The 20,196-nt window shown below is 67.1% G+C and carries 12 protein-coding genes; 8 read left to right on the top strand and 4 right to left on the bottom strand.

Annotated features, from left to right (window positions below):
• Positions 1–112: 112 nt before the first annotated feature.
• Together J9611_RS00940 and J9611_RS00945 are read right to left on the bottom strand one after the other, a co-directional pair.
• Positions 113–2,002 carry an O-antigen ligase family protein gene (locus J9611_RS00940; protein WP_307856992.1) on the bottom strand — a complete coding sequence of 630 codons (1,890 nt, stop codon included), beginning with the start codon at positions 2,000–2,002 and terminating at the stop codon, positions 113–115.
• A gap of 63 nt (positions 2,003–2,065) precedes the next feature.
• Positions 2,066–6,811, bottom strand: coding sequence for a beta strand repeat-containing protein (locus J9611_RS00945; protein WP_211876838.1), 4,746 nt, complete (start codon positions 6,809–6,811; stop codon positions 2,066–2,068).
• 389 nt (positions 6,812–7,200) lie between these two features.
• Here J9611_RS00945 and J9611_RS00950 point away from each other — a divergent pair, with 389 nt between their 5' ends.
• The 6 genes from J9611_RS00950 to J9611_RS00975 all read left to right on the top strand — a co-directional run bounded on the left by J9611_RS00950 (position 7,201) and on the right by J9611_RS00975 (position 16,051).
• On the top strand, positions 7,201–8,643 hold the full coding sequence (locus J9611_RS00950; RefSeq protein WP_211876839.1) for a DUF3375 domain-containing protein: 1,443 nt from the start codon (positions 7,201–7,203) through the stop codon (positions 8,641–8,643).
• Positions 8,640–9,272, top strand: a complete 633-nt coding sequence (locus J9611_RS00955) for a DUF4194 domain-containing protein (protein WP_211876840.1) — start codon at positions 8,640–8,642, stop codon at positions 9,270–9,272. The genes J9611_RS00950 and J9611_RS00955 overlap by 4 nt, the downstream gene beginning before the upstream one ends.
• Positions 9,269–12,718 (top strand): ATP-binding protein, encoded by a 3,450-nt coding sequence (locus J9611_RS00960; protein WP_211876841.1) that lies wholly within the window; start codon positions 9,269–9,271, stop codon positions 12,716–12,718. Before J9611_RS00955 ends, J9611_RS00960 begins: the two co-directional genes overlap by 4 nt.
• 52 nt (positions 12,719–12,770) lie before the next feature.
• Positions 12,771–14,012 carry a Wadjet anti-phage system protein JetD domain-containing protein gene (locus J9611_RS00965; RefSeq protein ID WP_211876842.1) on the top strand — a complete coding sequence of 414 codons (1,242 nt, stop codon included), beginning with the start codon at positions 12,771–12,773 and terminating at the stop codon, positions 14,010–14,012.
• Positions 14,013–14,593: 581 nt separating this feature from the next.
• The gene (locus J9611_RS00970) at positions 14,594–15,166 is read left to right on the top strand and encodes an HNH endonuclease (protein ID WP_307856993.1); all 573 of its coding nucleotides are present in this window, start codon (positions 14,594–14,596) and stop codon (positions 15,164–15,166) included.
• A gap of 96 nt (positions 15,167–15,262) precedes the next feature.
• Positions 15,263–16,051: a GntR family transcriptional regulator gene (locus J9611_RS00975; protein ID WP_211876844.1), complete on the top strand. Its 789-nt coding sequence runs from the start codon at positions 15,263–15,265 to the stop codon at positions 16,049–16,051.
• Here J9611_RS00975 and J9611_RS00980 read toward each other — a convergent pair.
• Positions 16,048–17,013 carry a nucleoside hydrolase gene (locus J9611_RS00980; protein WP_211876845.1) on the bottom strand — a complete coding sequence of 322 codons (966 nt, stop codon included), beginning with the start codon at positions 17,011–17,013 and terminating at the stop codon, positions 16,048–16,050. The two genes, J9611_RS00975 and J9611_RS00980, sit on opposite strands and share 4 nt — an antisense overlap.
• A 53-nt stretch (positions 17,014–17,066) precedes the next feature.
• Positions 17,067–18,488, bottom strand: a complete 1,422-nt coding sequence (locus J9611_RS00985; RefSeq protein ID WP_211876846.1) for an MFS transporter — start codon at positions 18,486–18,488, stop codon at positions 17,067–17,069.
• A 135-nt stretch (positions 18,489–18,623) separates the two neighbouring features.
• Here J9611_RS00985 and J9611_RS00990 point away from each other — a divergent pair, with 135 nt between their 5' ends.
• On the top strand, positions 18,624–19,496 hold the full coding sequence (locus tag J9611_RS00990; protein ID WP_211876847.1) for a ribokinase: 873 nt from the start codon (positions 18,624–18,626) through the stop codon (positions 19,494–19,496).
• Positions 19,497–19,606: 110 nt separating this feature from the next.
• Positions 19,607–20,032 carry a GNAT family N-acetyltransferase gene (locus tag J9611_RS00995; RefSeq protein WP_372447738.1) on the top strand — a complete coding sequence of 142 codons (426 nt, stop codon included), beginning with the start codon at positions 19,607–19,609 and terminating at the stop codon, positions 20,030–20,032.
• The last annotated feature ends 164 nt before the right edge of the window (positions 20,033–20,196 follow it).

A 20,196-nucleotide genomic window follows, 5' to 3' on the forward strand; every position in this document is an offset into this window, starting at 1 on the left:
TCCAAATATCCGCGCTGGGCCGCCTCAATTCCTTGCATACACCCAGTCTTAAGGACCACTGCGCGAAGTCCAGCAGGCGCGCCTTAAACCACCCAAATTGTTCAGCGCAGTCCTAGCGTCCGCCGAGCGCCGCGGCCCGGGCCTGTGCCTGCCCGGCCGCCTCCGGGTCTCCCAGGCGGCCGTAGATCCTGGCCAGAATGGTCCAGGGTTCCGCTGACTCCGGCGCCCGTTCCGCCGCGGCGGCGAGGTCGGCGATGCTGTCCTCAACATGGCCGAGGCCGAAGTTGGCGATGCCGCGATGGAGGTAAGGGGCGGAGTCGAAGGGGGCGCGCTTGATGATTGAATCGAGGGTGTCCTTGCCCTGCTGGAGGCGTCCGCTGTTGATGTAGCCGATGGCGAGGACGAGACCTGCCTCGGATGAGCCAGGGGTCCGGTCCAGGGAGATGCGGGCCCACTCGATGGCATGAGTGGCGGCTGCGGCGTCGCCGTCCGCGGCCGGCCCGGCGAAGGCCTGTGCCGCCAGCAGCGCCGTGTCCGAGTCCCAGGGCCGCAGGCCGTAGGCGCGCTGGAACTGCCCCTCCGCCGTCGGCAGGTCTCCGGCCGCGGCGGCGGATGAGGCGGCGGCCATCGGCCATTCGGCAATCGCCGCCGGCACGGCGACGCCAAGCCCCAGGGCCACGAGCAGGCCCGAAGCCACTGCTCCGGCGGGGAAGGACTTCCAGCCCCGGGCCGGGCGGGTTCCCTTCGCTGCGGGCCGGATCACGGGCGCGGCAACCCCCGACGTCGCCACCAGGCCGCCGCAGATGAACGCGGCCAATGGAGTGGTGGCCGGCGAGGTGAACGCGGTGAGGAGCATGAGGCCGTAGGCGGCCACGGCAGCCAAAGCGCCGGCGAGATTGTCGCGGTCGGCGCCCGGTGGCGCAGCGCGGATGCCGTTCCGGGCGCTGCGCAGAACGAGGAAGGTCAGCAGCACCGCCCCAAGCAGCAGCGGAAGTCCACCCGCTGCTGCGGCCTGAAGCGGCCAGAAGTGCGGCGAGTCCGGAGGGAAGGCAGTGCCCGCCCGGACGGCCCAATCCAGCGTGTGGTAGCCGGTGATGGCATCAACGAATCCGTTCGGGCCCACCCCGGCCCACGGATGGTCGCGGACGAGGTTCAGGGTCTCCTCCCACAGGAGCCACCGGCCGTTGACGGTGTCGCCGCTGAGGAGCCGTTCCCGGGCCACCGGAATGGCGACGGCGGCCGCGGCCAGCACGAAGAGTGCGGCAGCGCCGGCCACCATGGCTCGGGTCCGGCCGAGGGTCCGCGTTGCCGCCATTGTCGCTGCCAGCACAAGGACGACGGCGGCCAGCCCGAGTATTGCGGCGCGGGAACCTGACAGCACCGTCGTCAGGACCGCCGCCGTCAGGCCGATCCGGGCCGGCCAGTTGCGGCCGCGCAGGGCCGGGAGCGCCAGCACCGCGGCCGCCATGACGCCGATGATTCCTTGGTCTGTCGCGTTTCCCAGGGTGGCACCGGGGCGCAGGTCAGCGGCTCCGCCCAGGGGCCGGAAGCCGGCTGCCTCGAAGGCGCTGATGGCGCCCACGATCACCACCGCCGGGGTGAGGGCGCTGCGGAATGCGGCCCAGTTTCCGGCGCCGGCCCGTCCGCCGAGAACCTTGGCGCCCAAGGTAAGGACGGCGAAGTACAGCGTGATGACCAGCGCGCCTTCGAACCGCGGCCAGCGCCCCAGGAAACTGGCCACCGGGTTGGCGGAGAATGCCATCGAGACAGCCAGCACGATGGCCGTGGTCCACATGGCCCGCCGGATGCCCTGCGGCAGCCGGCCTCCGGCGGGGACGAGGGCTCCGGCGCCAAGTGCGATGAGCAGCCAGACAACCTTGATCCAGGTGAATCGGAACAGGCCGCCGGGCTGGAAGACCAGAACCGAACAGGCCAGCAGCCACACACAGGCCTGGGGCGCGAAGACCCGCGCCCTTCCCAACGCTTGGCTTGGGAAGGGCACGGGTCTCCTTTGTGATGCTGGATGGTGTACGGACTGGCAGCCGGGACGCTGTGCCCGGTGGACCTACCCGGCCATGACGGCCTTGCTGGCCACGCTGGTCTTGGCCGCCGTCGTGTACCCGGCCTTGGAACCGGTCACCGTGACCGTGACCGTCTTGCCGACATCAGCCGTGGTGAGGACATAAGTGGCCGCCGTCGCCCCGACGATGTTCAGGCCCGCACGCTTCCACTGATAGGCCAGGGTCACTGGCGCCGGAGCCCAGGTGCCGGGGACCGCCGTCAGCTTCTGCCCGGACACGGTGCTACCCGTGACCGTCGGAACGGGTGCAGCGGTCAATGCCAGCGGCGCCGTGACCGCCTTCGTCGCCGCGCTGGTCTTGGCCGCCGTCGTGTACCCGGCCTTGGATCCCGTCACCGTCACCGTGACCGTCTTCCCGACATCAGCCGTGGTGAGGACGTAAGTGGCCGCGGTCGCCCCGACGATGTTCACGCCGGCACGCTTCCACTGATACGCCAGCGTCACCGGCGCCGGAGCCCAGGTGCCGGGAACCGCCGTCAGCTTCTGCCCGGACACGGTGCTGCCCGTGACCGTCGGAACGGGTGCAGCGGTCAATGCCAGCGGCGCCGCCGTGACGGCCGTGGTGGCCGCGCTGGACGTGGCCGTGGTCGTGTAGCCGGCCTTGGAACCGGTCACCGTCACTGTGATTGTCTTGCCGACATCACCGGCGGTCAGCGTATAGCTGGCCGCCGTCGCCCCGGCAACCACCACACCCGAGCGCTTCCACTGATACGCCAGGGTCACCGGCGCCGGAGCCCAGGTGCCGGGGACCGCCGTCAGCTTCTGCCCGGACACGGAGGTACCCGTGACCGTCGGAACGGGCGCAGCGGCCAACGCCGGCAGCGCAGTGACGGCTGAGGTGGCCGCGCTGGTCTTCGCCGTCGTCGTGTACCCGGCCTTGGAACCGGTGACGGTCACCGTGATCGTCTTGCCGACATCGCCGGCGGTCAGCGTATAACTGGCCGCCGTTGCCCCGAGAATGTTCACACCCGAACGTTTCCACTGATACGCCAGGGTCACCGGAGCCGGACCCCAGGCACCGGGAACCGCCGTCAGCTTCTGCCCGGCCACGGGGGTACCGGTGACCGTCGGCACCGGCGCGCCCGTCAACGCCAGCGGCGCGGAGCCGAAGGAAAGCGTGCCGACGTCGGTCGGTTGGCCGACGGTTACCGCGACCGGAGTGGCGCTGGCCTCGCCGACGACGTTTCCTGAGTAGATCTTCGTTCCGTCCGCACCGGACTGCGCAACGACGAAGTACTTGCCGGTGCTTAGGCCCGTGAGGCTGAACCTGCCGCTTGAGTCGGTACCCCCGCTGCGTGTGGTGAGGCTTCCATCGCGGGTATAGGCCTGCACTCCCGCGTTGGGCAGCGGTTTGCCCGCCTTGTCCGTGAGCGTCCCGGTAATCGAGCCGCCGGTGACGAGGGTGGCGTCGATATTCGCCACCTTCTGGCTTGCCCCGACGGTCAGCGCCTGCGCTGCGCCCAACCCGGCGGATTCCGGCTTGTTGTTGTAGAACTGCGCCTCGGCGAGGGAAGAGCCGCTGGCCCGGTTGTAGGCGACTTTGTAGGACCCTGCCGCGAGGCCGCCGATGCTGTAGGTTCCATCAGGATCGGCGGAACCGTCCTTGACGACAGCCCCCGCTGAGTCCAGCACACTGATCGGGGTGTACTTGCCTCCGGCTCCGGTGATCTTGCCACTGATGGTGGAACCGGCGGCCAAAGCGGGATTAATACCGGTCAGGTCCTGCCCGGCCGCCACCGTCAAGGTACGGGCCGCATCGAAAGAGGCTGCCCTGTCGTACCACTGGTCGACTGCGCCCGTGTTCCAACCGGAAATGAAGAACTTGTAGGATCCGGCGGGCAATCCGATTACCTGGTAATTGCCGTCTGCGCCCACGTCGGCGCGTGCAACCTGGGTCGTGGAAGAGCCCGCAGGATAGACGCGCACCTCCGTAGCAGCGACGGTGATGCCGCGCATTATGGTCTTCCTGAGCTCGACGCCGATGGGTGCCGAGACTTTTCCGCTGATGGTGGCACCCTTGACCAGGGCGGCATCGATGCCGGTCAGGTCCTGGCCCGCAGCCACAGTCACAGCCGTGGCCGTGTCGAAGGAACCACCGCCCTTGTACCACTGGTCAACGGCACCGCTGACCCCTCCTCTGAAGGCCAGCTTGTAGGATCCCGCCGACAGGCCGGTGATCTTGTAGCTGCCGTCCGGTGCCACGCTGGAGTATTGACTCGGCTGACCTTGGGAGGCCGCCGGAGAGGCACTGACGGAAACGTTGGAAGGACTGGCGCCTGCCGGGGCGGCGACTTTGCCGCTGATCGTGGCGCCCTTGGTCAAGCTGGCGTTGACGCCGGTGAGGTCTTGTCCGGCAGTGACGGTGACGGCGGTGGCCTGGTAAGGGGAGACCGCATCCTGGTGCCACTGTTCCACGGCTCCGGTGTCGTAGCCCCAGAACTGGAGCCGATAGGATCCCGCCGGCAGCCCGAGGATCTTATAGCTGCCGTCCGGTGCCACGCTGACGGACTGACCCACCGGTGTCATTGAGGACGCCGACCAGGTTGAGACCCGCACGTTGGAAGCAGTGACGCCTGCCGGGGCGGTGACTTTGCCGCTGATCGTGGCGCCCTTCACCAGCGAGGCGTTGATGCCGGTGAGGTCCTGTCCGGCGGTGACGGTCACTGCCGTGGCCGTGTCAAAGGAGGCGGCATTCTGGTACCACTGCCCGAGGGCACCGTCGTTCGAGCCGGAGAACCTGAGCTTGTAGGATCCAGCCGGCAGGCCGACGATCTTGTAACTGCCGTCCGGTGCCACGCTGGAAGACTGTCCGCCCGGACCTTGCGAGGCCACCGGCGAGGCCACCGGCGAGGCACTGACCTCAGCCCCGGAAAGCCCCACGCCTGCGGGGGCCGTTACCTTGCCGCTGATCGTGGCGCCCTTGACCAGGGCAGTGTTGACACCTGCGAGGTCCTGGCCGGCGGTGACGGTCACGGCCGTGGCCGTGTCAAAGGAGGAAGCGTTCTGGTACCACTGGTCAGGGGCACCGCTGTTCGAGCCGGAGAACCTGAGCTTGTAGGATCCAGCCGGCAGGCCCGTGATCCTGTAGCTGCCGTCCGATGCCACGAAGGCTAACTGGCCCCACATGTCCCATGAGGCCGCCGACGAGGCACTGACGGAAACGCGGGAAAGATCGACGCCGGCCGGGGCGGTGACTTTTCCGCTGATCGTGGCGACCTTCACCAGGGTGGCGTTGACTCCGGTGAGGTCCTGGTTGGCGATGACGGTCACGGCCGTGGCGGTGTCAAACGAGGTGGCGCCCCCATACCACTGCTCCAGGACGCCGCTGTTCCAGCCGGAGAACCGAAGCTTGTAGGATCCCGCCGGGAGACCGGCGACAGTGTAGCTGCCGTCCTGTGCCACGGAGGCTGACTGAACCGATGGGCCTTGTGAGGACGCCAACGAGGCACTCACGGAAACGTAGGAAAGACTGACGCCGGCCGGGGCGGTGATTTTTCCGCTGATCGTGGCGCCCTTCATCAGGGTGGCGTTGACTCCGGTAAGGTCCTGCCCGGCGGTGACGGTCAGTGCGGTGGCCGTGTCAAACGAGGCGGCCTTCTCGTGCCACTGCTCAAGGGCGCCGCCGGAAAACCGGAGTTTGTAGGATCCCGCCGCCAGGCCGATGATGTTGTAGGTGCCGTCCGGTGCCACGCCGGACTGGCCCATTTGGCCGCGTGTGGCCGCAGAGGAGGCACTGACGGAAACGTTGGAAAGATTGGCGCCTGCCGGTACAGTGACTTTTCCGCTGATCGTGGCGCCCTTCACCAGGGTGGTGTTAGCACCGATGAGGTCCTGCCCTGCGGTGACTGTCACGGCCGTTGCCGTGTCGAAGGAGGCGGCGTTCTGGTACCACTGCTCAAGGGCGCCGCTGTTCCAGCCGGAGAAGTGGAGTTTATAGGATCCCGCCGCCAGTCCCGCGATTTTGTAACTGCCGTCCGGTGCCAGGTTGGACTGGCCCAATTGGCTTTGCGAGGTTGTCGAGGAGGCACTGACGAAAAAATTCGAAAGATTGACGCCTGCCGGTACGGTGACTTTTCCGCTGATCGAGGCGCCCTTCACCAGGGTGGTGTTAACACCGGTGAGGTCCTGCCCTGCGGTGACTGTCACCGCAGTTGCCGTGTCGAAGGAGGCCGCGTTCTGGTACCACTGCTCCAGGGCGCCGCTGTTCCAGCCGGAGAACCGGACTTTATAGGATCCCGCCGCGAGACCCGTGATTTTGTAGCTGCCGTCCAATTCCACGCTCACGTACTGGCCCATTTGCCATTGCGAGGCAACCGGAGAGGCACTGACGTAGACGCTGGAACGAATGACGCCTGCCGGTACGGTGACCTTGCCGCTGATCGTGGCACCCTTGGCCAGGGTCACGTTGACTCCCGTGAGAGTCTGGCCGGCGGTGACGGTCACTGCCGTGGCGGTGTTGAACGAGGCGGCGTTCTGGTACCACTGATCAAGGGCACCGCCACTTTTGCCGGAGAACTGGAGTTTGTAGGATCCCGCCGCGAGACCGGTGATTTTGTAACTGCCGTCCGGTGACACGCTGACAGGCGGGCCGCCTGGCTGGCCTTGCGAGGCCTCGGTGTAGGCATAAACAGAGGTTCCGGCGACGCTCACCCCAGCGGGAGCAGTCACGGTCCCCTGGATGGAAGCCGAAGCCGTATCGACTGCGATGGCCGGGACCATGCCCAGCATCATGAATATCGCCAGAACTGCGCTTATTAAGGCAGGCAGGCGGAATCGACTCGTCGTCGCGAGCATGTACATCCCCAAAAGTTCATGCGTCAGCCGGAGCTGCGCAACCAAAGTCTGCTGAGCCAGACTTTGCAAATCGTAACCTGTGACTTGCAATTTGACTCTCACTTATTACGAGGAGCTTCACCGTGTGACGCAGGAATGTGTTTTGCCCTTTGCGGCTCCGATTTCCAAGAAATGGGGCAGCCTGGTCTGAACGTGAAGCAATCCGGCCGCCGCCACCGCTCCTCCACAGAAATATGTCGGCGGTTGCAGGTAGCTTAGGTAGAGGGAAACCCGCCAGGCCGGGGACGCCGCAACCAGACCGCAACCGAGCCGCAACCAAGGACACCATGGACTACTACGCGATCAATTCGCTTCGTGAGAACCACGCGGGATGGTCCCTGCTCCGTGCCCAGAACGGCCCGCTGGCGGTCTGCTTCTTCATGACGGCGTTTACCGAGCCGAACCAGCGCAACATCGGCCGCCAGCAACTCATTGACGCCCTGGATGATGTGCTGTTCGGATTGCGGGATGCCTACGGCGAGGACAGGTTCCCGCGACCGGCGTCGGAATACCTCGACGACTGGGCCGCGCCGGAACGCGCGTGGCTGCGGAAATACTACGTGCCGGGCCAGGACGAGCCCCGCTACGACCTCACCCCCGCCGCGGAGGACGTGGTGCACTGGGTGGAGAGCCTGCGCGGCAGGGACTTCGTCGCCACCCAGTCACGGTTGACCAGTATCTTCGCCGTGCTCAAGGCCCTGGTCCAGCAGTCCGAGACGGACCCGGAGGTGCGGCTTGCCGAGCTCCAGCGCCAGCGCGACGGGATCGACGCCGAGATGCAGCGCATCCGCGACGGCAACATCCGGGTCATGAGCACCCCCGAAGCACTGGACCATTTCCAGCAGCTGACCGCGCTGGCCCGGGACCTGCTCTCGGACTTCCGCGAGGTCGAACAGAACTTCCGGAAGCTGGACCGCCAGGTCCGCGAACAGATCGCCACGTGGGACGGGTCCCAGGGCGAGCTCCTGGAGACCATCTTCGCCAACCAGCAGGACATCAGCAGCTCCCTGCAGGGCCGGACGTTCCAGGGCTTCTGGGACTACCTGATGTCCCCGCAGCTGCGCACCGAACTCCGGGACCTGCTGCAGCGGGCCACCCGGATCGAGGCGCTGGCCGGCGCCGAGAACCTCCACGCCGTGACCAGGCTGCACCAGGACTGGCTGCCCGCCGTCGAGCAGACCCAGGCGACGGTCCGCCAGCTCTCCCAGCAGATGCGCCGGCTCCTCGACGACAAGGTCTTCCTGGAGAACAAACGCATCATGCAGCTGATCCGGAGCATCGAATCCGGCGCGCTGTCCACCCGGGAGGCGCCGCCGTCGGGCGTCTTCATGGAAATCGCCGCCCCGTCCGTGGACGTGGCACTGCCGTTCGAACGGCCCCTCTATGAGCCCAGCCGGAAGGTGATGGTGGATGACGACGTCGTCGCCGCCGACGACGCGGACGTGGACGCCGGCGCCCTGTTCAGCCAGTTCCATGTGGACACGGAGCGGCTCAAAGCCAACATCGACGCCGTCCTGGCCGACGCGGAGCAGGCCACCCTCGCGGACATCACCGACGCCTACCCGCTGTCCCAGGGCCTGGCTGAAGTCGTCGCCTACTACCAGCTGGCCACGGAGTCGGACTGGGCGGACATCAACCCCGAGGCCACGCAGCAACTGTCCTGGTCACTGCCGGACGGAAGCATCCGCGAAGCGACCATCGACCGGATCATCTTTGGAAGGCCCGCATGAACCCCGCCGAAGCACTGGAAACACCGGAAACCCGGACGCCGGAGGAACTTCCCGGCGTCATCACCAGGCTGTTCAAGGGCGTGGTCTACGCCGAAGCGGACGAGAAGATCTGGCAGTCGCTGATCGGCCTGGCCTCCCAGATCCGCGACTATGTTGCCGTGCTCGGGCTGGACCTGATCCTCGACGAATCCGAGGGCTACGCCTTCCTGAAGTCACGGGAGGACCCGGACGGCGACCTCCCGCGGCTCATCGCGCGGCGCCAGCTGACCTTCAACGTGAGCCTGCTGCTGGCCCTGCTGCGCGCCCGGATGCTGGAGTTCGACACCAACAGCAGCGAGCTCCGCCTCATCATGACGGAGCAGGACATCGCGGACATGGTGTCGGTCTTCCTGCCCGAATCCAGCAACGAGGCCCGGATCCTGGACCAGCTCGGCGCCAACATCAAGAAAGTCGTCGAGCTGGGTTTCCTGCGGAAAATGCGCGGGCAGGCGGGCACCTACGAGGTGGCCAGGATCCTCAAGGCCTACGTGGACGCCCAGTGGCTCGAGGAGTTCGACGCGCGGCTGGCGGACTACCGCGCGTCGCTCACCGGCGCCAGCGCCGAGGCAACGGAAGGGGACGGCAAATGAGCACTAACACGGAACTGCAGGACAGCCTGTTCAGCCTGGACGAATCAGCCGCCGTGACGGCGGGCGATCAAGCGGACGACGCCGGCACTCCCCCGGGTTTCCGGCTGCACCGCCTGGAGCTGCTCAACTGGGGCACCTTCCATCAGGGGATCCGCACGTTCCGGCTGGACGGCGCCAACAGCCTCCTGACCGGTGACATCGGCTCGGGCAAGTCCACCGTGGTGGACGCCATCACCACCCTGCTGCTGCCGGCCAACAAAATTGAGTACAACAAGGCCGCCGGGGCGCAGAAGAAGGAACGCACCCTGATGTCCTACGTGCGCGGCTTCCACAAGAGCACCCGCAGCACGGGAGGCGAATACTCCAAGCCCGTGGCGCTGCGCGGGACGGGAACGCTCACCGTGGTGCTGGGCGTCTTCCACAACGCGGTGCTGGACAAGTCCGTCACCCTGGCCGTCACGCTCTGGGCCATGCAGGAGGCCGGCCAGCCCAGCCGCTTCTACTCCCTCGCCGAGACGGACCAGTCCATCGCGGCGGACTTTGCCAACTTCGGCCAGGATCCGGCGAAGCTGAAAAAGAAGCTGCGCGCCGCGGGCGCGACCGTCCATGACTCCTTCGACCCCTACGCCGCGGCCTTCAAGCGGCAGTTCGGCATCAGCGGGAACCAGGCCATGGAGCTGTTCCACCGCACCGTGTCCATGAAGCAGGTGGAGAACATCACCCACTTCGTGCGCACCAACATGCTCGAGGAAGACGACGTCGAGTCGCGGATCGGCAACCTCATCCACCACTTCGACGACCTGAAGAAGGCGCACGACGCCGTGCTCCGGGCCAAGGACCAGATCGGCCTGCTGACGCCCATCAAGGAGGGCTCCGCCCAGCACGCCCGGCTGAGCCGTGAGGACCAGGAGACCCGGACCCAGCGGGACCAGCTGCACCCCTGGTTCACGGACCGGCGGCTGACGTTGAGCCTGGAACACCAGGCGGAGCTGGCGCGCACCGGAGTCCGGCTGCGGGAGGACGGCGGCAAACTGTCCACCGAAATGAGCCAGCTGCGCCACGATCTGTCCGCCGTCAAGGAGGACATCCGCAGCAACGGCGGCGGCCGGCTGGCCGCCATCGACGCCGAGGCCACCCGCCTGGCCGAGGAATCACGCACCCAGCGGGCGCGCTTCGAGAACTACACCGAAGCGGCCGCCGGCCTGGGCCTGCAGGTCCCGGAGGACAAGGTCCTCTTCGACGCCAACCGGGCCCGGCTGGCCGAGGTGGAAGCGGAGCTCGGCGAGAACTCCCGCGGGCTGCAGGAAAGCCGGACCGCGCTGACCATCGAGCGGACCACGCTCACCGAGCGCGCCGCCGAGATCGGCGCCGAACTGACCAGCCTGCAGTCCCGCCCCAACCTGCTGCCGCGCCCCCAGCTGGAGCTCCGCCGTCGGCTGTGTGACGGGACCGGTATCCCGGAGAACGCGCTGCCGTACGCCGGCGAACTGCTGCGGGTCCGCGACGGGGAAGCCGAGTGGGAGGGCGCCGCGGAACGCACCCTCCACGGCTTCGCGCTCTCGCTGCTGGTGCCATCCGAGCACTATCAGGCCGTAAGCAAGTGGGTGGATGCCAACAACCTCCGGGGCCGGCTGGTGTACCTGAAGATCGGGGAGTCGTATTCACCCAGGGCAGCCGAGCCGGGGACGCTGGCGGCCAAAATCGCGATCAAGCAGGGCACCCCGTTCCGCGACTTCCTCCTGGACGAACTCAACAGCCGGTTCGACTACTTCTGCTGCGGGAATCTGGACGATTTCCGCCGCTATCCGAAGGCCCTGACCCTCAACGGCCAGCTCAAGGGCGGCCGGGGGCGGCATGAGAAGGACGACCGCCGGGACCTGGCGGACCGGCGCAACTATGTGCTGGGCTGGGACAACCAGGACAAGGTCACCCGCTTCCTCGCCGAGCAGGATGAGGTCCGGGGCCAGCTCCAGGGCAACACCGCCCGGCTCGGCAAGGTAGACCACTACCTCGGCGCGCTCGGGCGGCAGAACCAGCAGCTCGGCACGGTCCGGTCCGTGGCGGATTTCGCCGAGATCAGCTGGCAGCTCACGGCCCGCCGCATCGAGGACCTCAAGAAGGAGAAGAGCGACCTCGAGTCCGCCAGCGACGTCCTGCAGCAGCTGGCCGCCAGGGAAACGGAGATGTCCTCCCGGCTCGGTCGCCTGGAGGACCAGGCGAACAAACTCCAGCAGCGCATCGGCGCCAATGAGGAAGCGGCCAAGGAGATCGCCGCCGCGATCGAGGAATGCGCTGCCGTGCTGGGTGAGCAGCCGTTGACGGACGACGGCGGCGTGCTGGCCGCCGTCGGGAAGCTCGCCGCCGTCGCGCTCGGGGACAAGCCGCTGACGTACAAGAACACCGCGGCGGTGGAAAGCACCGTACGTGCCGGGCTGACGGACATCATCGACGCGCTGGTCAAGCGGATCGCCCGCACGGCGGAAACCACGGTGCGGCTGATGGCCGACTTCCGCAACAGGTACCCGAACGAGACCACCGAAATCGACGCCGCCCTCGAGGCCGCCGGGGACTACAACCGGCTCCTGGAGCAGCTGGTCAGCAACGACCTGCCCCGGTTCGAAGCGCACTTCAAGGACTCGCTCAACCAGAACACCATCCACGAGGTGGTGGCGTTCAACGCCTTCCTGGACAGCCGCCGGCAGGACATCGTGAACCGGATCGGCGAAATCAACCTCTCCCTGGCCGGGATCGAGTACAACACCGGCCGGCACATCCAGCTGGAGCACCAGAACACCACCGACCTGGACGTCCGCCAGTTCGGCATGGACCTGCTGGCCTGCTCGGAAGGGACCATCGGCGACGAGGAGCAGTACTCGGAGCAGAAATACCTGCAGGTGTCGCGGCTGATCGAGCGGTTCCGCGGCCGGGACGGCTACACCACGCTGGATGAACGCTGGACGGCCAAGGTGACCGATGTGCGGAACTGGTTCACGTTCTCCGCCTCCGAGAAGTGGACCGAGACCGGGGAGGAGTTCGAGCACTTCACCGACTCGGGCGGAAAATCCGGCGGCCAGAAGGAGAAACTGGCCTACACCATCCTCGCCGCCGCACTGGCATTCCAGTTCGGGCTCGGTTCCGGGCAGGGCTCCGGGCAGGGCGCCGGCCGGAATGCGGGCAAGAATTCCGGCGCCGGCCGCAGTTTCCGGTTCGTCGTCATCGATGAGGCCTTCGGCCGCGGCTCCGACGAGTCCGCTCGTTACGGCCTGGAGCTGTTCCAGCGGATGAAGCTCCAGCTGCTGATCGTCACTCCCCTGCAGAAGATCCATGTGATCGAACCGTTCGTGGCCCATGTGGGCTTCGTGGCGAACACCAACGGCGACGATTCCCAGCTGCGCAACATGACCATCCAGGAATACCGGGACGAACGGGACCGGCGTGCCGGCTGAGGCGTCGGCTAAACCCTCGCGGAGCTGGACCACGATTTCAGCGCTGCGGGCAGTGTCCCTTGAAGCCTGGAACCGCGGTCATTTGCTGCGTGAACTGCTGGAGCCTTCCGGCGCTTACCCGCGCCGCCGCCCGCTGAAACGCCCGACGGCGGCCGCGCTCCGGAGTGATTACGCCGCGGCGAGAGCATGGGCGGCTGAGTTGTTTGCCGCCACGGGTCCCTTCACCCTGGAGACCGCGGAGGTGGGCCGCACCACCATCGGTTCCAACCTGCTGCCCGCAGCGGCGGTGTTCGAGACTGTGGAGGATGAGATTGCCTTTGTTGGTAAGTCCAAGGACGCGGCCCGGTTCCGTGGGTTCTCCGAGGAGTTGTCTGCGCTGGAGCCCGCCTTCCGTGTGTGGGCGCAGAGACGTCCGCTGCAGCTGCTGGAACTGGGCGGTGACGCGTTGACCGCCGCCCGGGTGTCCCTTTGGCTTCGGGACAATCCGGACCCCGGCGTCTATGTCCGGCAGCTCAGCCTGCCAGGGGTCCACACCAAGTTCATCGAGAATCACCGGAAAGTGATCGATGAGCTGGCTGGGGAGCTGCGTGCAGACCCAGCCCTCCCCGCGGACGCCGCCGCGGGCACCGCCGCGGGCACCGCCGCGGAGGATGTCCTCCCGGACATGGCCGCTGAGCCGGGGTCCCTGCTGGGCCAGGCACCGGCACGGACACCGGCGGCACGCTTCGCCGCGCGGCACGGCTTCCTGCACCCGCCAGAGCTCGTCAGGTTCCGGGCGCTGGACCCCGAGCTGCCGCTGCTGGGTGACGCGCGGGACCTGACCCTCACGGCCGAGGCGTTCAGCACCCTGAACCTGCCGGTCCAAACCGTGATCGTCACCGAAAACCTGGTGAATTTCCTGGCTCTGCCCGATCATCCCGGCACCCTGGCCGTCTACGGCGGCGGGTACGGGTTTTCGGCGCTGCGGGACGCTGGCTGGCTCCGCGACTGCGAGATCCGGTACTGGGGCGACCTGGACACCCACGGCTTCCGGATCCTGGACCAGCTCCGGGCGGTGCACCCGCACGTGGTCAGCGCGCTGATGGACGAGGCCACGCTGTTGGCACACCGTGAGGCGTGGGGCAGCGAGCCAACTCCTTCCCGGGCTGCGCTCAGCAGGCTGACCACTGAAGAGTCGGCGCTCTACGCCGCGCTGGGCAGCGACCAGTTCGGACAGTCCGTTCGGCTGGAGCAGGAGCTGATCCGCTGGGACTGGGCGCTTGAGCGGCTGGAACCCGGTGGTAGAAGACGCTAAATGGGAAAACCCCTGAGGGGTCCTGACACTTCGCGATAAACGTCAGAATCCACTTCAGGTTCTCACAGATAGGTCCACATGCAACGGCCGCAGATCGGCGGCACGAACCTAGCGGCATCCGTACAAGTGCCTTAGGTTGGAATGTGGAGGTTGCACCATGGCAACAAAGAGAGCTCACCGCACTATCGTCCCTGCCGGGCAAGCAGCGCAGAAGATCACTTCTTGCTCGGACGTCACTCTCATGGCTCCGCATGTTTTCGACGACGTGATGGCATCTCTGGATGTTCCTGACGAGTCTGCAGAGCTGTCGGCGTTGTCCACGCTCCCGCGGCTGACCGGTCGATGACCAACGCGATCTGGCGCTCCTGACGGCAACGCGGAGAAAGCGTGCAGGAGGCACGTGCCGACCGAGCCGCTGCCAGCGGGCGCCGGAACGGTTCCGGGGACAGCGAGGCACGGCAAGGATGGCTGGACATGTAGTGAAAACTTCCGCAAAATCGTCGACCCCAACGGTACGATCTCCCTAGCCCTGCACGGCAGCAGCTTCCACGGAGCTGAAGATTGATGGGGACGAGCCAATTGTGGAACTGAAACGCATCTACTGGAGTCGCCAGGCTCTGCGCCTGGCATACATGGCTGTGACTTTGTGGCTACTCGCCTCCGCCATTCTGGCGCTGATGCCGAAGACAAACGTAGGTGCTGGCGCGAGCGCCTCGTCCGCCGCCGAGATTTTTCGCGGAATGTTCGACGATGTACTGGCGGCGGTCATAGCACCGGGCGCACTTGTCGTCATCCTGACCATTGCGGCGGCCATCATCAGCGGCCGCGACGTCCGACGCCGCGATCCGGTCCGGCGCTTCACGCGCCAACAGCGCCGCGATGGCATGGCGCGGGCTGGCGGTCAGTGTGAGCTGGAAGCGGGGTTCCAGCGTCGTTGTTCCCGGCCCGCCGAGCACGGCGACCATTTCTATCCATGGTCCAAGGGCGGATCCACCAGCCTGCAGAATTTCGTCGCCGCCTGCGGGAGATGCACCCGGGCCAAAAGCGCCAGGATCCCGTCGCCCCGCCAGCAGGAGAAGATAGAACGACGACGGCGGGACTACGTCACCCCCGACCGCTCCGTTGCCGTCGGCGAACGGCAGGCGCTCCCCTGAACCGGACGCCTCCGGAAACCGGCGCTGCTTGTCCAACAAACGCGTCACACACTGGAGTAGGCTGGATTTTCCGAACACCACTAAGCGAGGCATAACGTGCACGAGGACGCCGTCCGGTTCCTGTCTCAGCCGGTGGAGGCCCAGCCCGGCTCGCCGCTCCGGGTAGCGGTGTACTCCCGGATCGCCGAGGCCATCCGCAACAACCTTCTGACGCCCGGCTCGATGCTTCCCACTGAAACGGAGCTCGGCGCGGACATGAAGGTCAGCCGCACCGTGGTCCGCGAAGCGCTGATGCTGCTCGAGGAAGACGGGCTCATCCGGGCCCGCCGGGGCGTCGGCCGGTTTGTCGCCGACACTCTCCCCCGCATCGGAATCGAGCGGATCCGCCCCTTCGAGGAAGTTCTCGGCGGCCCCGGGCAGCACATCGAGATCAAGCGAATCCTCAAGGAGCGGCAGCCCGCCTCAGAGTTCGTCGCCCCCGGCGTGGGCGTGGAGCCCGGCGCCGATTGCTGGCTGTGGGAGTCGGTCCTGATCCGCGACGGTGAGGCCATCGCCCACCTGCAGGAAAACATCTCGGCCCTGCCGGTGAGCCTGGGCAGCAGTTCCGCTGCCGCCGGGCCGTTGGAGATCGACGACGACGGCGGCAGCACCCTGCTTGCCAGCCTGAACAACCGCTTCGGCCGGGTCCTCGGGCCCGGCGAATGCCAGATCAGCCTGAGCCAGGTGGGGCCCAGCCGGGCCAAGCTGCTGGACTTGCGGGCCCCGGATCCGGTCCTCGTGCTGACGCAGTACGTCAGGCACGCGAACCGGCCCTTCTACCTGGCGAAGTGCCTGATCGCGGCACGCGCCGGGCACCTGTCCGTGATGCAGTCCATCCAGTCCTAGGCAAATCCTTGCAGCACCTCCACAAGGTGCGGCGCGAAGTCGCCGTCGAGCTCCAGCACCACCCGGCAGCGGGCGCCGGGCTGCTCCGGGTAATCCATGTACCGTCCGCGGAGGTCGCAAATGGTCTGGCCACGGCCGGGACCGTCGGTCGTATCGACGTCGACGGTCACCACCGGGGCCACCGCTGCACTGACGCCGCCCACCGCGAGGGCCGCCGCGAGGGGGTCGTGCATCGCCGAGCAGGCCCGGCCGAACTGGCTCTCGTAGAAGCGGAAGTAATAGCCGAGCATGTCGCCGAGTGCCTGCGGGACCGGATGGCCCGCGGCGAGCAGTTCCTGTCGGTGGCTCTCCTCGAGCACGCTGGACATGGTGACGTCCAGCGGCACCAGGGTCACGTTCCAGTCGGCGGCGAGCACGTCCGCCGCGGCTTCGGGGTCGTTGGCGATGTTGGCCTCTGCCACGGGGGTGATGTTCCCGGGAGCGAAAGCGGCGCCGCCCATGATGGTGATGTCCTGCACCAGACCTGGCAACTCCGGGTCCAAACGCAACGCTTCGGCGATGTTGGTGAGCGGTCCGATGGCCAGGATCCGCAGCTGGCCGGGGTGTTCGTGGGCGAGCCGGACCAGCAACTCAGCGGCGGTTCCCGGCACCAGCTCGGCGTCGGCGGTCTCAAGGTCCACTCCGCCGATCCCGTTGGAGCCGTGGACGTGCGGGGCGCCGCCGCGGAAGGCGCCGGCCTGCGGGTCGTGGGCTCCGAGCGCGACGGGGATGTGGGCATGCCCGGCAAGCTGGAGCAGGTCCAGGGTGTTCCGGGCGCCGACGGCCGCACTGACGTTGCCGCTGACGGTACCGATCCCCCTGAGGTCCGCCTGCGGCGCGGCGAGCAGGTAGGCCAGGGCGAGGGCGTCGTCGATTCCGGTATCGCAGTCGAGGTAGAACGGGTGGCTGGTGGGCATGGTCATTGCTGGGTCTCTCGTTTCGTTGGTGCTGGACGTGTTACTGGACGGCATGGGGTTCAAAGCTTTTCGCCCTTGGGCGCCGCGACGAAGAGGCTGACGAGGAAGGCGGCCGCGGTGACGGCCACCGAGATCCAGAGGGCGGTGGTGTAGCCGGCGGAGGTGGCCTGGGCGGCGAACGGTGCCACGAGCACAACGCCGAGGCTCGCGCCGATGCCGAAGGAGGCGCCGTTGATGCCGGGCAGGGCGGCGGGTGCTTCCTTGGGTGAGAGCAGGACTGAGAGTCCGTTGATGGCGGTGAGGAACAAGCCGTTGTAGAAGATGCCGAGGGCTGCGACGGCGATCAGGACGGCCACCTGGTTATCGGCGAACGTGGCCGCGGCGATGGCGCAGGCCAGGCTCAGCCCGGTTCCGACCCGGAGGGTTTTGATCCAGCCGCGCCGGTCGGCGAGCCAGCCGGCGAGGGGTGCGGCGAAGACGCCGATCAGCGCGGCGGGGGTCAGGAACAGCAGCGCCGACAGGGAAGCGCTGAGCCCGAAGCCGTGGTGGATGTCCTGGCTGAGCAGCACCACCGTGAAGTTGATGATGGCGAAGATGCCGGCGAGGGTCAGTACGGTGGTGGCGATGACGGGCCAGACCTGGCGGGAGCGCAGGTGGTGGACGGCGATGAGCGGATGGCTGCGCTTCTTCTCGATCATCCAAAAGGCGGCAAAGGACGCGACCGCGCCGGCCAGCAGCGCCAGCGTGCTGGGCGCGGTCCAGCCGGCGGCCGAGCCGCCGGAGACGAAGTAGGTGATGAAGACCAGGAACACGGACAGTGACCCTGCGCCCCACCAGTCCATGGCGCCGCGTACCCCCTGTGGACGTCCGCTCGGGACGGTTTTGATGATGCAGGCGGCGGCGATGGCCGTCAGGACCAGGACGACGACGAAGATGGACCGGAAGCCGACGGTTTCGGCCATGAGGCCGCCGACGTAGCCGTCCGCGCCGCCGACGCCTCCGTTGATGGCGGCGATGATGCCCACGGAGGTGCCGAAGACGCGGGCCTGCAGGTTTTCGCTGAGGACGATGTAGGCGAGCGCGAAGACGGCACTGGAGACGCCCTGGAGGAACCTGCCGGCGATGAGGAGCGGCAGGGTGGGGGCGGCGATGCAGAGGATGGTCCCCGCGCCCATGATCCCGAGGACCAGGAGCAGGGCGGCGCGGCGGCCGATGAAGTCGCTCCAGCGTCCGATGACGGGTCCGGCGATGGCGCCGGCGAGGAAGAACATGGACTGGACGGGGGCTGCGCTCTCGGGGCCTTGGCCGAAGGAGGCCGCGATCTGCGGCAGCGCGGGGGTGACCATGCTGGCGTTCAGCTGGAAGGACAGCACGCCGAGGACAAGGGTGGAGATCAGCAGGGCGGCGCGGCGGCCGGCAATCTTCGGCGTCTCCTCGGTGATGGCCGGCGGCGAAGTGGTGACTGAAGCGGGGGTGTTCACATCAAACTCCTTTGTTCTGCAGGGGCGGTCCTGCCCTTGGATGTGAGTTGTTATACAACCATGTATGACGAACAAGTACAACCATGCCGTACACTATTTCCTAATCCAGCCCCCTTGGCACCGATAGGACTTCCCATGAGCACTCGACTTCCTGCCGTCACCGTCGTCGGCAGCATCAACCTCGACATCATCGCCACCGCGGACAGGCTCCCGGCCGCCGGGGAGACCATCGGCGGCGGCAGCCTGCACCAGCAGCCGGGCGGCAAGGGAGCCAACCAGGCGGTAGCCGCTGCCCGTCTGGGCGCCAGCGCGAGGATCATCGGGGCGGTGGGCGATGACGCCTCCGGCCGCCTGATGCTGGAGTCCCTTTCAGGCGCGGGAGTGGACGCCGCTGGTGTGGCAGTGCTCGACGGCGACGCAACGGGTACCGCGCTGATCGTGGTGGACCGCGACGGCGAAAACCAGATCGTGGTCTGCCCGGGGGCAAACTCCAGGTTCGCGGTGGAGGGCCTGCAGTTCGGGCCGGACGAGACGGTGCTGTGCCAGCTCGAAGTGGGCCTGCCCCTGGTGCTGGAAGCCGCCCGCCATTCCTCCGGTTTCTTCGTCCTGAACGCGGCCCCGGCGCTGGACCTGCCGCCGGAGCTGCTCGAGCGCTGCGACCTGGTGATCGTCAACGAGACCGAGTACGAGCTGATTCCGGCGCTGGCAGAGGCAAAGCTTGTCGCCGTGACGTACGGGAAGGACGGGTCGGCGATGTTCGAGCACGGGCGACGGGTGGCAGAGGCTCCCGCGTCGGCCGTGACAGTGGCGAACACCATCGGTGCGGGGGACGCATTTTGCGCGGCTCTGGTTCTGGCACTCCGGGCGGGCCTCGACTACTCCACGGCGCTGGCCGTGGCTAACGCCGTGGGGGCCGATGCGGTGGGAGATCCTTCTTCACAGCCGGCGCTGGCTCGCTTGGAGGAGTACGTTGCCCGGGTAGCTGGAGCCGGGGTTGCTGGGCAGTGAATTTGGTTTTCAGGCCGGCACGGCCCGCCGATTATTCAAAGGTCCGGACAATTACCCGGGAGGCGTACCTCCACGCTGGGCATTTCACGGCCGACCACCCGTATCTGAGCGTGCTGGACAACGTGGAACACCGGGCGGAGCATGCTGAGGTGTGGGTGGCCGAAGCCTCCGGCGCGGTGGTCGCGGCAGTGACGCTGACCTTCGCGGGGCGGCCGTACAGCGAGATCGCGATTGAAAATGAGCTCGAGTTCCGGATGCTCGCGGTTGATCCTTCTGTTCAAGGCGGCGGGGTTGGGCGCGCCGTTGTTCGTCAGGTCATCGAACACGCCCAGTCGCTGCCGGCTATCAGGGCGATCAGCATTACGAGTGCGACGTTTATGGAACGGGCACATGTTCTCTACGAATCCCTGGGCTTCCAGAGGGTTCCGTCTCGTGACTGGTACGTGCCCGGCGAGGACGTACTTCTCTGGGTGTTCCGGCTTGAGCTGCAGCCCTCCGGCGTTCCTCGCGGTACGCGACCGCGACTAGGCTCCTGACATCGGAGCGGGCCGCGGCGATGACGAAAGCGCCGTCCTCCCTAGCGGTTGACACGGCGTCAGGGTGCCGGCCCCGTTGATCCGGATCCCGTCCCTGCCGTGGCGTATGGTGCCGCTGAACAGCGTTGAACTTAGCCATATCGCATTCTGGGGAAGCGGCTTGG

Source organism: Pseudarthrobacter albicanus, from assembly GCF_018224015.1.
GTDB classification, from domain to species: Bacteria; Actinomycetota; Actinomycetes; order Actinomycetales; family Micrococcaceae; genus Arthrobacter; species Arthrobacter albicanus.

Coding starts and splice junctions, on each gene's coding strand:
- J9611_RS00945 (WP_211876838.1), bottom strand. CDS start 6,811: ATGATGCTGGGCATGGTCCCGGCCATCGCAGTCGATACGGCTTCGGCT.
- J9611_RS00990 (WP_211876847.1), top strand. CDS start 18,624: ATGAGCACTCGACTTCCTGCCGTCACCGTCGTCGGCAGCATCAACCTC.
- J9611_RS00980 (WP_211876845.1), bottom strand. CDS start 17,013: ATGACCATGCCCACCAGCCACCCGTTCTACCTCGACTGCGATACCGGA.
- J9611_RS00960 (WP_211876841.1), top strand. CDS start 9,269: ATGAGCACTAACACGGAACTGCAGGACAGCCTGTTCAGCCTGGACGAA.
- J9611_RS00950 (WP_211876839.1), top strand. CDS start 7,201: ATGGACTACTACGCGATCAATTCGCTTCGTGAGAACCACGCGGGATGG.
- J9611_RS00955 (WP_211876840.1), top strand. CDS start 8,640: ATGAACCCCGCCGAAGCACTGGAAACACCGGAAACCCGGACGCCGGAG.